This window comes from Streptomyces flavotricini, assembly GCF_020639365.1.
Taxonomy (GTDB): domain Bacteria; phylum Actinomycetota; class Actinomycetes; order Streptomycetales; family Streptomycetaceae; genus Streptomyces; species Streptomyces flavotricini.
In genome coordinates this window covers 7301213-7315904 of record NZ_JAINUL010000001.1, presented here as the reverse complement: position 1 = coordinate 7315904, position 14692 = coordinate 7301213, and the positions used below count along the sequence as shown (strand labels likewise).

Here is a 14692-nt window from a genome sequence, read left to right as displayed (position 1 = left end):
CCGTGGCCAACGCAAAATCGATTGCCCGTGACCGGTCCGGAAGGCGAACCTTGCTCGGTTTGAACCACTCGACCAGTCATGAGGCGTCATGCAGATCAGCGATCTTCCGTATCCGGATCCCGGAGTACCAGACGCCCGCTCCGGCCCGCGCTTCCTCGTGTGGCTGGGGCGGGGCCAACTCGGCGGCCAGGCCAGAAGCCTGTGCTGGGGACTGGTGCACTTCGGCGGCGTCGCCGGGCTGCCGTACGCGGTGGGCCTGGGGGTCGAGGCGGTCGTACAGCGCGACGGCACCCGGCTCCTGCTGGTCGGCGCGGTGCTGGCACTGATCGGCGTCGCCATCTCGGTCGGCGACGCGATGCTCCACCGGACCGCCGTCACCAACTGGATCACCGCCGCCGCGCGGGTGCAGCAGCTGCTCGCCCGCAAGACCGCCGAGCTGGGCTCCGCCCTGACCCGGCGGGTCGCGGCGGGCGAGGTGGTCGCGGTCTCCACGGGCGACGTGGAGAAGATCGGCTGGTTCGTCGAGGCGGTCTCCCGCTTCCTCGCCGCCGCCTTCTCCGTCGTCGCCATCTGCGTCGGCCTGCTGTTCTACGCGCCTTCGATCGGCGTGGTCGTCGCGATCGGCGTCCCCGTGCTGGCCCTGTCCGTGCTGCCGCTGCTGCCGCGTGCCACCCGGCGCACCGACATCCAGCGCGAGAAGGCCGGCAAGGCCACCGAACTGGCCTCCGACACCGTCGCCGGCCTGCGGGTGCTGCGCGGCATCGGCGGCGAGGAGCTGTTCCTGGGCCGCTACCGCGAGGCCTCGCAGGAGGTCCGCAAGGCCGCCGTGCGCAGCGCCCGGATGTGGGCGCTGATCTCCGCGATCCAGGTGCTGCTCCCGGGCGCCCTGCTGATCACGGTGGTCTGGTACGGCTCCGTGCTCGTGCTCGACGGCCGCCTCGCGGTCGGTGAACTCGTCGCCGCCTTCTCCGCGGTGGCCACGATGCTCTACCCGCTGCGGCACTTCGAGGAGATCGCCATGGCGTACTCCTTCTCCCGGCCCTCCGCCGCGCGCGCGGCGCGGGTGCTGTCGCTGACGCGTACGGACGCCCCCGAGCCGGAAGCGGCGCAGGCCCGGATCCCGGAGACTCCGGCGCCGGGCGGGGACCTGTACGACCCCGCGACGGGACTGCTGGCCCCGGCGGGCCGGTTCACCGCCGTGGTCTGCGGGGATCCGGACCTGGCGGGCCGGCTCGCCGAGCGTCTCGGCGGGCATCCGGCGGACGACGGCCCGGTGTCCGAGCGGGTCCCGGTGCTGCTGGGCGGGGTCGCGCTGGACGAGCTGGCGCTGGACACGGCGCGCACACTGGTCCTCGTACAGGACAAGGACCCGGTGCTGCTGTCCGGAACGCTGCGCGAGCTGTTCGCCGTACCGGCGTCCGGAGCGGTCGAGCCCGGGGCGGCGCTGGCCGCCGCCCAGTGCGCCGACGTCCTGGACGCGCTGCTGCAGTCGGCGCCGGACGGGGTGGACGACCCGATGGACGCGCGGATCACCGAGCGCGGCCGGTCGCTGTCCGGCGGGCAGCGGCAGCGGCTCGCGCTGGCACGGTCCCTGGCCACCGACCCGGAGGTGCTGGTGCTGGACGAGCCGACCTCGGCCGTCGACTCGCACACCGAGGCGCGGATCGCCGACGGGATCAGCGCCCTGCGCGCGGGGCGCACGACAGTGGTGCTGGCCTCCTCTCCGCTGCTCCTGGACCGCGCCGACCGGGTGGTCCTGATCCACGAGGGCGCGGTCGCCGCGACCGGCACGCACCGCGAACTGCTGCACGGCGAACCGCTCTACCGGGCGGTCGTCACCCGCGAGACCGAAGAGGAACAGCGGGTGGCCACGATGGAACTGACCCGGCTGGAAGAAGCCCGGCTGGAAAAGACACTGACAGAGATCGAGGAATCCGCATGATCGGCGTGGCGCCGCCGCAATACGATCCGGCGGCCCCCACATCGGCCGCCACCCTGCCCGTGGGCACCCCGGCGACCGTACGGGGCTATGTGCGCGGCCTGTTCCGCCGGCACCGGCGGGCCTTCGTGGTGCTGGTGACGGTCAACGCGGCCGCGGTGACGGCCTCCATGGTCGGCCCGTACCTGCTGGGCCGGGTCGTGGACCAGCTGGCGGCGGGGGCGCGCGAGCTCCATCTGGGGCGCGTGGCCCTGCTGTTCGCGCTGGCCCTCGTCGCCCAGACCTTCTTCGTCCGGCTGGTCCGGCTGCGCGGCGCGATGCTCGGCGAGGAGATGCTGGCCGACCTCCGCGAGGACTTCCTGGTGCGCTCCGTGGGCCTTCCCCCGGGCGTGCTGGAGCGGGCCGGCACCGGTGACCTGCTGTCGCGGATCACCACCGACATCGACCGGCTGGCCAACGCGATGCGCGAGGCCGTGCCGCAGCTGGCCATCGGCGTGGTCTGGGTCGCGCTGCTCTTCGGGGCGCTCACGGTGACCGCGCCGCCGCTGGCCCTGGCCGCGCTGGTGGCACTGCCGGTGCTGGTGATCGGCTGCCGCTGGTACTTCCGGCGGGCGCCGTCGGCGTACCGCTCGGAGGCGGCCGGGTACGCGGCGGTCTCGGCCGTGCTCACCGAGACGGTGGACGCCGGGCGCACCGTGGAGGCGCACCGCCTCGGACCGGACCGGATCGCGCTGTCGGAGCGGCGGATCAAGGAGTGGACGGCGTGGGAGCGGTACACGCTGTACCTGCGGACGGTCCTCTTCCCCGTCATCAACGTCACCTTCGTGACGATCCTCGGCTCCGTGCTGATGATCGGCGGGTACTGCGTGCTGCAGGGCTGGATGTCCGTGGGCCAGCTGACCACCGGTGCGCTGCTGGCGCAGATGATGGTCGACCCGATCGGCCTGATCCTGCGCTGGTACGACGAGCTGCAGGTCGCCCAGGTCTCGATCGCCCGCCTGGTCGGCGTACGGGAGATCGAGCCGGACGCGGGCGACGCGGGCGTCTCCCCGGCGGGTCGGGACGTGCGGGCCGACGGGGTGCGCTTCGGGTACCGGGAGGGCGTGGACGTGCTGCACCAGGTGTCCATGTCCGTGCCGCCGGGCACCCGGATGGCGCTGGTCGGCCCCTCGGGGGCGGGCAAGTCCACGCTGGGCCGGCTGCTGGCCGGCATCTACGCGCCGCGGACCGGCGAGGTCACCCTCGGCGGGGCGGAGCTGTCACGGATGCCCGCGGAGCGGGTGCGCGAGCAGGTGGCGCTGGTCAACCAGGAGCACCACGTGTTCGTGGGCTCGCTGCGGGACAACCTGCGCCTCGCGCGCACCGGGGCCGGTGACGCCGAGCTGTGGGCGGCGCTGGGCGCGGTGGACGCGGACGGCTGGGCCCGGGCGCTGGAGAGCGGTCTGGACACCGAGGTGGGCTCGGGCGGTACGGCGCTGACGCCGGCGCAGGCGCAGCAGATCGCACTGGCCCGGCTGGTGCTGGCCGACCCGCACACGCTGGTGCTGGACGAGGCCACCTCGCTGCTGGACCCGCGGGCCGCACGGCATCTGGAGCGCTCGCTGGCCCGGGTGCTCGACGGCCGTACCGTGATCGCGATCGCGCACCGCCTGCACACCGCGCACGACGCGGACGTGATCGCGGTGGTCGAGGGTGGCCGGATCAGCGAACTGGGCTCACACGACGAGCTGGTCGCGGCGGACGGCGCGTACGCGGCGCTCTGGCGCTCCTGGCACGGCTGACCGGCCCGCACCGGCTGTCGTACGAGGCCCCGGTTCCCCGCTGACCTGCGGGGGGCCGGGGCCTTCGCCGTGCCGGATGGACTCCCGGCCTAGATGAAGCCGAGGGCGGAGGCTCCGCCTATGCCGCCGAGCAGCATGAAGACGGGCATGAGCACCTTGAGCTCCACCCAGCTGCCGGCCCGGAAGCGCATGCCCTTGGGCGGGCCGATGGGGTACCAGCGCTTCCCGGCGATCGGGAGGGGCCACAGGATGGGGCAGCCGGAGACGGTCAGGGCGTCGCCGATGTCGTGGACCAGGGCGCCGAGCAGGATCGGCAGGCCGAGCCAGAGGTATTCCTGCCCGGGGCCGGTGAACAGCCATCCGGCGCCGTTGCCGGGCTGGTCGAGGACGCCGGCCAGGATCCAGGCGCTGGTGGCGCCCAGCAGCCAGACGAGGACGTCGCTGGACATCCGGGCCGCCCGCCACAGCAGGCCCTCCACGGCCAGGACCAGGTGGACGAAGAGCAGGACGAGCACGCCCCAGCGGTCGGTGGTGGCCGCCAGTGCGGAGGAGCCGCCGCCGATCAGGACGGCCCACAGCCAGGTGTGCGTCAGAGTGCGGTGGCCGCCGGTCCGGCAGGCGTCCTTCGGGGCTCGGGTGGCCTTGTAGACGGCGTAGGAGATCTTGTCGACCACCTCGCACAGGCCCTTGGAGAGCGGGCCGAAGGCGCGCGAGATCGTCGCCGACTTGTGGTCCAGGTCGGGGGCGAGCGCGGCGCCGGCGCAGATGAGCGCTCCGACGACGAGGACCGGCCAGGGCATCGGGTGACCGGCGGCCGCGGCCGCCGCTCCGACCCCCAGCCAGGCTGCCGCCCCGGACAGTGAGTGCGCCGGACCCATCATGGTCGTTCCCCGCCCCAGTCGTGTGGTGGTCGGGCCCTGTTGACGGTTTCGTTCGGGCCCGGTCAACGGCACAGCGTACCGGCGGTGATCTTCGATCCGTCCGCCGGTTCCCTCTTCCGGCGGGAAGCCAGGCAAGATGGGGGGTGTGACCCTCATTGATCAGCTCCCGCCGAACGCCGACCCCGACGCCCTCTTCGAGGCTTTCTCCTCGTGGGCGGAGGATCAGGGCATCACCCTGTACCCGGCTCAGGAGGAGGCGCTGATCGAGGTCGTCTCCGGCGCGAACGTGATCTTGTCCACCCCGACCGGCTCCGGCAAGAGCCTCGTCGCGGCGGGCGCGCACTTCACCGCCCTCGCCCAGGACAAGGTGACCTTCTACACCGCCCCGATCAAGGCGCTGGTGTCGGAGAAGTTCTTCGACCTGTGCAAGCTGTTCGGCACCGAGAACGTCGGCATGCTGACCGGCGACGCCTCCGTGAACGCGGACGCCCCGGTGATCTGCTGCACCGCCGAGGTGCTGGCCTCCATCGCCCTGCGTGACGGCAAGTACGCCGACATCGGCCAGGTCGTGATGGACGAGTTCCACTTCTATGCCGAGCCGGACCGCGGCTGGGCGTGGCAGATCCCGCTGCTGGAGCTCCCGCAGGCGCAGTTCGTCCTGATGTCGGCGACGCTCGGCGACGTGAAGCGGTTCGAGGAGGACCTGACCCGGCGCACCGGTCGGCCGACCTCGGTGGTGCGCTCCGCGAGCCGGCCCGTGCCGCTGTCGTACGAGTACGTCACGACGCCGATCACCGACACCATCACCGAGCTGCTGGACACCCGGCAGGCCCCGGTGTACATCGTGCACTTCACGCAGGCCCAGGCGGTCGAGCGGGCGCAGTCGCTGATGAGCATCAACATGTGCACCCGCGAGGAGAAGGACAAGATCGCCGATCTGATCGGCAACTTCCGCTTCACCACCAAGTTCGGCCAGAACCTCTCCCGCTACGTCCGGCACGGCATCGGCGTCCACCACGCGGGCATGCTGCCCAAGTACCGGCGCCTGGTCGAGAAGCTGGCCCAGGCCGGCCTGCTGAAGGTGATCTGCGGTACCGACACCCTCGGCGTCGGCGTCAACGTCCCCATCCGCACGGTGCTGTTCACCGCCCTCACCAAGTACGACGGCAACCGGGTCCGCACGCTGCGCGCCCGCGAGTTCCACCAGATCGCCGGCCGTGCCGGCCGGGCCGGCTTCGACACGGCGGGCTACGTGGTCGCCCAGGCGCCCGAGCACGTCATCGAGAACGAGAAGGCCCTCGCGAAGGCGGGCGACGATCCGAAGAAGCGCCGCAAGGTGGTGCGCAAGAAGGCTCCCGAGGGCTTCGTCGCCTGGTCGGACACCACCTTCGAGAAGCTCATCGCCGCCGACCCGGAGCCGCTCACCTCCCGGTTCAAGGTCACCAACATCATGCTGCTGTCGGTCATCGCCCGTCCGGGCGATGCCTTCAAGGCGATGCGCCACCTCCTGGAGGACAACCACGAGCCGCGCAAGGCGCAGCTGCGGCACATCCGCCGGGCCATCGCGATCTACCGCTCGCTGCTGGACGGCGGCGTGGTCGAGAAGCTCGACACCCCGGACGCGGAGGGCCGCACCATCCGGCTCACCGTCGACCTCCAGCAGGACTTCGCGCTCAACCAGCCGCTGTCCACCTTCGCCCTCGCCTCCTTCGACCTGCTGGACCCCGAGTCCCCCTCCTATGCCCTGGACATGGTCTCCGTGGTCGAGTCCACGCTCGACGACCCGCGCCAGATCCTGGCCGCCCAGCAGAACAAGGAGCGCGGCATCGCCGTGGGCGCGATGAAGGCCGACGGGATCGAGTACGAGGAGCGGATGGAGCGTCTCCAGGACGTCACCTATCCCAAGCCGCTCGAAGAGCTCCTCTTCCACGCCTACGACGTGTACCGCAAGAGCCACCCGTGGGTCGGCGACCACCCGGTCTCCCCGAAGTCGATCATCCGCGACATGTACGAGCGCGCGATGACCTTCACCGAGTTCACCTCCTTCTACGAACTCGCCCGCACCGAGGGCATCGTGCTGCGCTACCTGGCGAGCGCGTACAAGGCGCTGGACCACACCATCCCCGACGACCTCAAGTCCGAGGACCTTCAGGACCTCATCGCCTGGCTGGGCGAGCTCGTCCGCCAGGTCGACTCCAGTCTGCTCGACGAGTGGGAGCAGCTGGCGAACCCGGAGGTGGAGACGGCGGAGCAGGCCCAGGAGAAGGCCGACCAGGTCAAGCCGGTCACGGCGAACGCCCGCGCCTTCCGCGTCCTGGTGCGCAACGCCATGTTCCGCCGCGTGGAGCTCGCCGCCCTGGACCACGTCGACCAGCTGGGCGAGCTGGACGCCGAGGCCGGCTGGGACGCCGACGCCTGGGGCGAGGCCATGGACGCGTACTGGGACGAGTACGACGACCTGGGCACCGGCCCCGACGCCCGCGGCCCGAAGCTGCTCCAGATCGAGGAGGACCCGGCGCACGGGCTGTGGCGCGTCCGCCAGACCTTCGCGGACCCCAACGGGGACCATGGCTGGGGCATCAGCGCCGAGGTCGACCTCGCGGCCTCCGACGAGGAAGGCCGTGCGATCATCCGGCTGACCTCGGTCGGTGAGCTCGGCGCGCTCTGACCCACCCCCGCAAGCGACCCGACCCGCCCGAGCACCCCGCCCCGCCGAAACCGCCGGACCCGACAGTGGAGAACCTCTGATGACGAATCCCGCCGAGAGACTCGTCGATCTGCTCGACCTGGAGCAGATCGAGGTCAACATCTTCCGCGGCGCCAGCCCGCAGGAATCCCTCCAGCGGGTCTTCGGCGGGCAGGTCGCCGGCCAGGCCCTGGTGGCCGCCGGCCGTACCACCGAGAGCGACCGCCCGGTCCACTCGCTGCACTCGTACTTCCTGCGCCCCGGCATCCCCGGGGTGCCGATCGTGTACCAGGTGGAGCGGGTGCGCGACGGGCGGTCCTTCACCACGCGCCGCGTCACCGCGGTCCAGCAGGGCAAGACGATCTTCAATCTCACCGCCTCCTTCCATCATCCGGAGGAGGGCAGCATCGAGCACCAGCTGCCTCCCCGACTCGACTTCCCCCACCCGGACACGCTCCCGAAGGTCGCGGACGAGATCCGCGAGCACTTGGGCGCGCTGCCCGAGGCGCTGGAGCGGATGGCCCGCCGCCAGCCGTTCGACATCCGGTACACGGACCGGCTGCGCTGGACTCCCGAGGAGCTCAAGGGCGCCGATCCGCGCAGCGCGGTGTGGATGCGCGCGGTCGGCCCGCTGGGCGACGACCCGCTGGTGCACACCTGCGCGCTCACCTACGCCAGTGACATGACCCTCCTCGACGCCGTGCGCATCCCCGTGGAGCCCCTGTGGGGCATGCGCGGTTTCGACATGGCCTCGCTGGACCACGCCATGTGGTTCCACCGGCCGTTCCGCGCGGACGAGTGGTTCCTGTACGACCAGGAGTCGCCCATCGCGCACGGCGGCCGGGGCCTCGCCCGGGGCCGCATCTACGACCTGGAGGGCAGGCTGCTGGTCTCCGTGGTCCAGGAAGGTCTCTTCCGCCCGTACGCCGAGAACGCGGCCAAGCATCCCGTGTCACCCCAGTAGCCCACCTCCTTCCGCCAGTCCGTCCCGTCCACGAAGAGCTGAGCGCCCCGATGCCCACCCCGGCCCTCCCCTGCCCCTGCGGGCTGCCCGCCGCCTACCCGGAGTGCTGCGGCCGCTTCCACTCCGGTGCGCAGCAGGCGCCCACCGCCGAGCTGCTGATGCGTTCCCGCTTCAGCGCGTTCGCCGTCGGCGACACCGCCTACCTGCTGCGCTCCTGGCACCCGAGCACCCGGCCCGGCCGGCTCGACCTGGACCCCGGCCAGCGCTGGGAGCGTCTGGAGATCCTCGCCACCGAGCGCGGCGGGATGTTCGAGACGGAGGGATCGGTGGAGTTCCGGGCGCACTATCGCGAGGGCCGGCACGCCGGTTCCCTGCACGAGCACAGCGCCTTCGCCCGGGAGGCCGGGGCCTGGGTCTACGTCGGCCCCCTCTCCCCCGTCGACTTCGACTGACCGCGGGCCCCGGTCAGCGCGAACTCCAGGCTGGTGCGGTACCAGTGGGCCTCGTCCGGCGGCTCCGCCCGCAGCAGCCGCAGCGCCACGGCCGCCGCGGCGGGGATCTGGGGATGCCCGTACGGCGGGGGCGGGGCGAGCGCGGCCAGCAGGATCCGCTCCGCCGGATCGGGCACGGCCTGGCGCAGCTCCTCCTCCGGGAGGACGGAGGCGAGCACCGCGGCCCGCTCCCAGGGGTCGGCGGTTCGTCTCAGCAGCAGCCCCACATGCCGGCCGCGCCACTTCCGAGGTCGCAGATCCGCCTTGGCGGCCAGCAGCTCCCGGTCGGCCGGGGGTGCGCTCCCGCGCAGCATCCCCGGCTCCCGGCCGGCGAACTCCCTCAGCTCCGCGGCCAGATAGAGCCACACCACCACCCGGTAGCGGTTGATCCGGTAGCCGACCGGGGTGATGTGCCCGCAACGCGCGAGGCGCGTGAAACGGCCCGGGCTGATCCCCAGCACCGCACCGGCGGCCTCGGCTCCGGCCACCGTCTCGACCCGTTCCCGCAGCGCGTCCGGGAACCCCTCGGCCGACCGGACCCGCTCCAGCTCGGCCCGCGCGTACCGCGCGGCCCCTCCCGGCGCCGACGGCCCCGCCCGTACGATGCCCAGCTGCACGGCCCGGGCGAACCCGGTCCGGGTCAGCCTCAGTTCCTCGGCCGCCCGGGCGCCGCCCACCGTCGCATCCGGCAGCGGCCGCGCCCGCACCGCCGGCGGCCCGGCCGTCCGGACAACCGGCGAGGACCGCCCCCGTGGAGAGGCCTGCCCCTGTACATCCGACAAGACCTGCGTCGCGACCTCCATGACGGTCCTCCCCCACACGAGACGATTACTCTGTGTGAAGACCGTAACTCGGTGCTACGACACCGCGCGAGGCCTGTGGACAACTCCGCAGCACCCCCCGAAACCCAGAAGGCCTCAGCCCCCCGTGATCCGCCGCTCCGCCACTCCCAAGTGCTCCCCCACCCGGTTGACCAGCAGCGTCATCTCGTACGCGACCTGGCCGATGTCGGCCTCGGCGGCGCTCAGCACGCACAGCGAGCTCCCCGCGCCCGCCGCCATGACGAACAGTGCGCCGTCGTCGTACTCGACCATCGTCTGACGCACCTCGCCCGCCCTGAAATGCCGGCCCGACCCCTTCGCCAGACTCTGCAACCCCGCCGCCACCGCCGCCAGATGCTCCGCGTCCTCCCGGGCCAGACCCGCGCTCGCACCCGTCACCAGGCCGTCATTGGAGAGCACCACCGCGTGCCTGACCTGCTGGACCCTGCGTGTCAGGTCATCGAGCAGCCAGTCGAGTTGCTTGTCCAGTGCCATTTCGAGCCCCTCCCCGTCGACGCCGCCGGCGTGGCCGCGCCCCACCCCTCGTAGTAAGTGCCGCAAGCCTTCCCCACCAGCGCCTTTCGGGCAAGGAGGATGTGCCCATGGCGAAGAAGATGACTCAAGAGGAATGGCGGGCATTCGTCTCGTACGGAACCCGTACCGGCAAGCTGTCCACCGTCCGCGAGGACGGCAGCCCGCACGTCGCACCCGTCTGGTTCGTCCTCGACGGCGACACCTTCGTGTTCAACACCGGCAAGGACACGGTGAAGGGGCGCAACCTGCTGCGCGACGGCCGCGTCGCGCTCTGTGTGGACGACGACCGTCCGCCGTACTCCTACGTCGTCCTCCAGGGGCGCGCCGAGATCGGCGAGGACCTGGAGGAGATGCTCCCCTGGGCGACGCGGATCGCCGCCCGGTACATGGGCGAGGAGCGCGCCGAGGCCTTCGGCCGCCGCAACGCCGTCCCCGGCGAACTCCTCGTCCGCGTCCCCATCGACAAGGTGATCTCCGTCGACGGCATCACCCACTGACGCGCGCACCGCCCCTTCCCCTGCCGCGGGCCGGCCCCCTCACACGGAACCGGCCTGCGGCTCCACCGAGTCCAGCAGCCGGGCGGTGTGCACCCGCCCGGCGTACTCGACCAGCCTGATCAGCACTTCCTTCCCCGAGTCCTTGTCCCGCGCGTCACACAGCACCACCGGCGTTCCCGACTCCAGATCCAGTGCCCGCGCCACGTCGTGCGCTCCGTACCGCCGCGCGTCCGTGAAGCAGTTGACGGCCACCACGAACGGGATGCGCCGGTGCTCGAAGTAGTCCACCGCCGGGAAACAGTCCTCCAGCCTGCGCGTGTCCGCGAGGACCACCGCGCCGAGGGCTCCCTGCGACAGCTCGTCCCACAGGAACCAGAACCGGTCCTGCCCCGGCGTCCCGAACAGGTAGAGCGACAGCCCGGACCGGATGGTGATGCGCCCGAAGTCCATGGCCACGGTCGTGGTCGTCTTCTGGGCGACCCCACCCGTGTCGTCGACCAGTTCGCCCGCCTCGCTGAGCAGCTCCTCCGTCCGCAGCGGCCGGATCTCGCTGACCGCGCCGACCAGCGTCGTCTTGCCGACCCCGAACCCGCCCGCCACGAGTATCTTCAGCGAGAGCGCCGCCAGTTCCCCGTCCTCCTCCGGATCCGCATGCACGTCCGGTCCGCCGGTCCCGTCGTGGTGTTGTCCCATCACAGCGCTCGCAATCCCTCGATGACTTCACGCAGAATCCGTTCGTCCGGCAGACGGGCGGGCGGCACCGGCCGGCTCACCTTGACGTGACCGCCCTCCAGCAGGTCGCCGAGCAGCACCCTCACCACGCCCACCGGAAGGTCCGCGTCCGCGGCGAGCTCCGCCACCGACTGGGTCACGGACCGGCAGAGCCCGAGCAGCGCCCGGTGTTCGGGGCCGAGCAGCGACTCGGCCGCCGCGTCCCCGCCGTCGCCGTCCACGACGACCAGCGCGATCAGATCGAACCGGACCCCGTGGGGTCCCGGCTTCGTACGTCCGCCCGTCATCGCGTACGGACGGACGAGCGGGCCCGCGTCGGCGTCGTACCACTGGCCGTCCATGTGCCGGACCGCCGCCCTCAGCCCGCGGCCGGCGGGCGCGCCGCGAACCGGGACGGGGTGTGGAGATGCTCCCCGACGCGCTTCACGAGCCGGGCCATCTCGTACGCGATCAGCCCGATGTCGGCGCTCGCCGCGCTCAGCACGGCCAGGCAGGAACCGTCCCCGGCGGCCGCGACGAAGAGGAACCCCTCGTCCATCTCCACCATCGTCTGGCGCACGCCCCCGGCGTGGAAGTGCCGCCCCGCGCCCTTCGCGAGACTGTGGAAGCCTGAGGCGACGGCGGCCAGGTGCTCCGCGTCCTCCCGGCTCAGCGCGCTGGACGCGCCCACCGCCAGGCCGTCGTTGGACAGGACCACGGCATGCCGGACCTCGCGGACCCGGACGACCAGGTCGTCCAGCAGCCAGTCCAGTTCGCCGGACCGGCGGATTCCGTCGGGGTTGAATCTCTGGTGCTCGATCATCACACGTCTCCTTCGCTGCCTGCGTGGGCGCCGGTCTCCTGGGAGCCGGTCTCCTGCGCGCCGGTCTCTTGAGCGCCGCGGACCCAGCCGGCCCGGTAGGACGTCATCCGGTCCCGGGCCTGCTCAGGGCTGCGCCCCGGCGGATCCTCGGGCAGGCGCGCCCCCGCCCGGTCCTGCGGAGCGGGAGCCTCGCGCAGCTGCGGGACCAGGCTGGCCTGGCGTACGCGGCGCGGCAGTTCGGCGGCCTCCGCTCCCCCGGGGACCCGCTGCCGCAGGGAGGCCACCGGGGCCGGGCGCGGCTCCTCCTCCCGTACGGGAACCCGCTCCGGCGCCGGGATGCCGCGGGGCTCCTCCCGTACCGCCGACCGGCGCGCGTCCTGCCGTACGACGCTCATCGCGGGCGGCTGCGCCGCCGGCTCCCCCGGTTCCGCGGGGGATTCGAAGAGCGCGCCCGGTTCCGGCGCCGGCGCGGAGCCGGACTCGATCGCGCCCTGGAGCAGGGAGTTCGGCAGGAGCACCACGGCGGTCGTGCCACCGTACGGCGACGTGCGCAGGTGCACCCGCACACCGTGCCGGGCGGAGAGCCGGCTGACCACGAAGAGCCCGAGCCGGTCGCTGTCGAAGAGGTCGAGGGCCTCGGACTGCTCGATGCGCCGGTTGGCCTCCTGGAGGGACTCGCGGCCCATGCCGAGCCCGCGGTCCTCCACCTCCAGGACGTATCCGGCGCCGACCGGTTCACCGCTGACGCGGACCTTGGTGTGGGGCGGGGAGAACTGGGTGGCGTTCTCGATGAGTTCGGCGAGCAGGTGCGTGAGGTCGGCGACCGCGCCGCCGAGCACGGCGGCCTCGGCCAGCCGGCCGACCTCGACGCGCGGGTAGTCCTCGATCTCGGACACGGCGGCCCGTACGACGTTCGTCAGCGGGACCGGCATCCGCCAGGCCCGCCCGGGAGCGGCCCCGGACAGGATGATCAGGCTCTCCGCGTGCCGGCGCATCCGCGTCGTGAGGTGGTCGAGGCGGAAGAGGTCGCCGAGTTCGCCCGGGTCGTCGGAGCGCCGTTCCATCGAGTCGAGCAGGGTGAGCTGCTTGTGCACCAGGACCTGGCTGCGGCGTGCGAGGTTGACGAAGACGCCGCTCACGCCGCTGGCGAGCTCGGCGCGCTCCACGGCGGCGCTGAGGGCGGCCCGGTGGACGGTGGCGAGGGCCTCGCCGACCTGGGTGATCTCGTCGTCGGCCGGGGGCGGGGGCGGGGTCTCGGCCTCGACGTCGATGTCCTGGCCGGCCCGGAGCCGGTCCATGGCGTGCGGGAGCTTGCGGTGGGCGATCTCCAGGGCGGTGTTGCGCAGCGAGACGAGTTCCACGACGAGGGCGCGGCCGATGCGCACGGAGATGACGAGGGAGGCGGCGACGGCGGCGAGGCCCAGCAGTACGGCGGCTCCGGCGGGGCTGAGGCCGCCCTGGGCGAGGGGGTCGGTGCGGTCGACGGCTCCGGCGTGGGCGGCTGCGGCGATCTCGCGCATCGAGGTGCCGACGCTCGTGTACGCGGGGTCCCAGCCGGCGGGCGCGCCGCCGCGGGCCGCGTCCTTGGCCGGTCCGGTGGCCGCGTCCCGGGCCGTGTCCTTGGCCGTGTCCTTGGCCGTGCCCGCGGCCGCGGCCGCGGCCGCTCCCGTGGTTGCCGTGCCGGCGAGCAACCGGTCCTCGGCGGCGGTCAGTTCGGCGTAGGCGGAGCTCTTGGCGAGGGACTGCCAGGCGGCCTGCTGGGCCGCGGGCAGATCGTCGGCGCTGCCCGCGGTGAGGGCGCGGCGGGTCTCGATGACGCCGGTCAGGCGCCGAAGCGTTTCGGCGGTGCGCGGGCCGGACGCGGCGATCAGCGCGTCCTCGCGGGCGAGGAGTTCACCGGCGCGGGCGAATTCGAGCAGCACGCGGGCTTCGGGGCCCAGTTCGGCCTCGGCGCCGCCGGTGAGGGAACCGTCGACGGCGAGGGCACTGTCGACGACGCGCGTGTACGTCTCGTACACCGCGTCCTGGGTCGCCCGCCGGTCCGTGACGTCCTTGCGGGTGGCGCCGAGCCCCTCCGCCGCGGCCACGAAGGCGCCGACGCGGACCACGACGTCGGAACGGTGGTCGCCGGACTCGGCGACCGTGTGCCGGTCGCCGAGCCGCAGCCGCCGGACGGCGGCGTCGGTGCGCCGCGTCTGCTGTTCCAGCGCGGCGCCCTGGTCGGAGCCGGGATCGGCCAGGTAGCGGACGGCGGCGCGACGTTCGGCCTGGAGCTCGGTGACGGCCGCCGCGACGGGGGTGCGTATCTGCTCGTCGACGCGTTGGGCGCGGGTGAGCCGGGCGATGTCCTGGGCGGTGCTGACGGTCGCGAAGCCCCAGAGGGCGAGGAGGGAGACGACCGGGACCATCAGGAGGGACACGATCTTCGCGCGGACGGAGGCGGGGCGCAGCGCGGACCTGCGGGAGCCGCCGCCGGAAGCCGCCGCGGCGCCGGTCGCCGTCACCGGGCCGGGTCCGCCGGGCCGTCCGCCGTCCGGCGCCGCCGGTTCCTCGGCGGGCGGTCC

General features: G+C 72.9%; 13 protein-coding genes. 6 read left to right on the top strand and 7 right to left on the bottom strand.

Going from position 1 to position 14692, the window contains the following annotated elements; genetic code table 11:
- Window positions 1-88 precede the first annotated feature (88 nt).
- Window positions 89-1942 carry an ABC transporter transmembrane domain-containing protein gene (locus K7B10_RS33510; RefSeq protein ID WP_229342607.1) on the top strand — a complete coding sequence of 618 codons (1854 nt, stop codon included), beginning with the start codon at window positions 89-91 and terminating at the stop codon, window positions 1940-1942.
- Window positions 1939-3720 (top strand): ABC transporter ATP-binding protein, encoded by a 1782-nt coding sequence (locus K7B10_RS33505; protein ID WP_229342606.1) that lies wholly within the window; start codon window positions 1939-1941, stop codon window positions 3718-3720. The genes K7B10_RS33510 and K7B10_RS33505 overlap by 4 nt, the downstream gene beginning before the upstream one ends.
- Window positions 3721-3809: 89 nt before the next feature.
- Here the strand turns inward: K7B10_RS33505 and K7B10_RS33500 are convergent, their stop codons facing one another.
- Window positions 3810-4601: a metal-dependent hydrolase gene (locus K7B10_RS33500; protein ID WP_229342605.1), complete on the bottom strand. Its 792-nt coding sequence runs from the start codon at window positions 4599-4601 to the stop codon at window positions 3810-3812.
- Window positions 4602-4746: 145 nt separating this feature from the next.
- Between K7B10_RS33500 and K7B10_RS33495 the strand changes: the two genes are divergently transcribed.
- The 3 genes from K7B10_RS33495 (at window position 4747) to K7B10_RS33485 (ending at window position 8703) form a co-directional block, all read left to right on the top strand.
- Complete coding sequence (locus K7B10_RS33495) at window positions 4747-7269, top strand: DEAD/DEAH box helicase (protein WP_229342604.1); 2523 nt, start codon at window positions 4747-4749, stop codon at window positions 7267-7269.
- A 79-nt stretch (window positions 7270-7348) separates the two neighbouring features.
- Window positions 7349-8251, top strand: coding sequence for an acyl-CoA thioesterase (locus K7B10_RS33490; protein WP_229342603.1), 903 nt, complete (start codon window positions 7349-7351; stop codon window positions 8249-8251).
- Window positions 8252-8301: 50 nt separating this feature from the next.
- On the top strand, window positions 8302-8703 hold the full coding sequence (locus tag K7B10_RS33485) for a YchJ family protein (protein WP_030860500.1): 402 nt from the start codon (window positions 8302-8304) through the stop codon (window positions 8701-8703).
- Here the strand turns inward: K7B10_RS33485 and K7B10_RS33480 are convergent.
- Together K7B10_RS33480 and K7B10_RS33475 are read right to left on the bottom strand one after the other, a co-directional pair.
- Complete coding sequence (locus K7B10_RS33480; RefSeq protein ID WP_229342602.1) at window positions 8667-9419, bottom strand: DUF6397 family protein; 753 nt, start codon at window positions 9417-9419, stop codon at window positions 8667-8669. The genes K7B10_RS33485 and K7B10_RS33480 overlap by 37 nt on opposite strands.
- 240 nt (window positions 9420-9659) lie before the next feature.
- Window positions 9660-10058, bottom strand: a complete 399-nt coding sequence (locus K7B10_RS33475) for a roadblock/LC7 domain-containing protein (RefSeq protein WP_030158066.1) — start codon at window positions 10056-10058, stop codon at window positions 9660-9662.
- A 107-nt stretch (window positions 10059-10165) separates the two neighbouring features.
- On the opposite strand from K7B10_RS33475, the gene K7B10_RS33470 reads away from it, so the two are divergent.
- On the top strand, window positions 10166-10594 hold the full coding sequence (locus tag K7B10_RS33470; protein WP_229342601.1) for a PPOX class F420-dependent oxidoreductase: 429 nt from the start codon (window positions 10166-10168) through the stop codon (window positions 10592-10594).
- Between the two features lie 39 nt (window positions 10595-10633).
- Here the strand turns inward: K7B10_RS33470 and K7B10_RS33465 are convergent, their stop codons facing one another.
- The 4 genes from K7B10_RS33465 to K7B10_RS33450 all read right to left on the bottom strand — a co-directional run.
- Window positions 10634-11287: a GTP-binding protein gene (locus tag K7B10_RS33465; RefSeq protein WP_229342600.1), complete on the bottom strand. Its 654-nt coding sequence runs from the start codon at window positions 11285-11287 to the stop codon at window positions 10634-10636.
- Entirely contained in the window at window positions 11287-11667 is a 381-nt protein-coding gene (locus K7B10_RS33460; RefSeq protein ID WP_229342599.1) for a DUF742 domain-containing protein, read from the bottom strand. Before K7B10_RS33460 ends, K7B10_RS33465 begins: the two co-directional genes overlap by 1 nt.
- Window positions 11668-11684: 17 nt before the next feature.
- On the bottom strand, window positions 11685-12128 hold the full coding sequence (locus K7B10_RS33455; protein ID WP_229342598.1) for a roadblock/LC7 domain-containing protein: 444 nt from the start codon (window positions 12126-12128) through the stop codon (window positions 11685-11687).
- The coding region (locus tag K7B10_RS33450; protein ID WP_372481499.1) for a sensor histidine kinase at window positions 12128-14692 on the bottom strand (2565 nt) is incomplete at its 5' end. The genes K7B10_RS33455 and K7B10_RS33450, both read right to left, overlap by 1 nt.

Bases quoted from the DNA above. Each gene is read 5' to 3' on its own strand.
- K7B10_RS33490 (WP_229342603.1), top strand. From the start codon at position 7,349: ATGACGAATCCCGCCGAGAGACTCGTCGATCTGCTCGACCTGGAGCAG.
- K7B10_RS33460 (WP_229342599.1), bottom strand. From the start codon at position 11,667: ATGGACGGCCAGTGGTACGACGCCGACGCGGGCCCGCTCGTCCGTCCG.
- K7B10_RS33465 (WP_229342600.1), bottom strand. From the start codon at position 11,287: ATGGGACAACACCACGACGGGACCGGCGGACCGGACGTGCATGCGGAT.
- K7B10_RS33455 (WP_229342598.1), bottom strand. From the start codon at position 12,128: ATGATCGAGCACCAGAGATTCAACCCCGACGGAATCCGCCGGTCCGGC.
- K7B10_RS33475 (WP_030158066.1), bottom strand. From the start codon at position 10,058: ATGGCACTGGACAAGCAACTCGACTGGCTGCTCGATGACCTGACACGC.
- K7B10_RS33500 (WP_229342605.1), bottom strand. From the start codon at position 4,601: ATGATGGGTCCGGCGCACTCACTGTCCGGGGCGGCAGCCTGGCTGGGG.
- K7B10_RS33485 (WP_030860500.1), top strand. From the start codon at position 8,302: ATGCCCACCCCGGCCCTCCCCTGCCCCTGCGGGCTGCCCGCCGCCTAC.
- K7B10_RS33510 (WP_229342607.1), top strand. From the start codon at position 89: ATGCAGATCAGCGATCTTCCGTATCCGGATCCCGGAGTACCAGACGCC.
- K7B10_RS33505 (WP_229342606.1), top strand. From the start codon at position 1,939: ATGATCGGCGTGGCGCCGCCGCAATACGATCCGGCGGCCCCCACATCG.
- K7B10_RS33470 (WP_229342601.1), top strand. From the start codon at position 10,166: ATGGCGAAGAAGATGACTCAAGAGGAATGGCGGGCATTCGTCTCGTAC.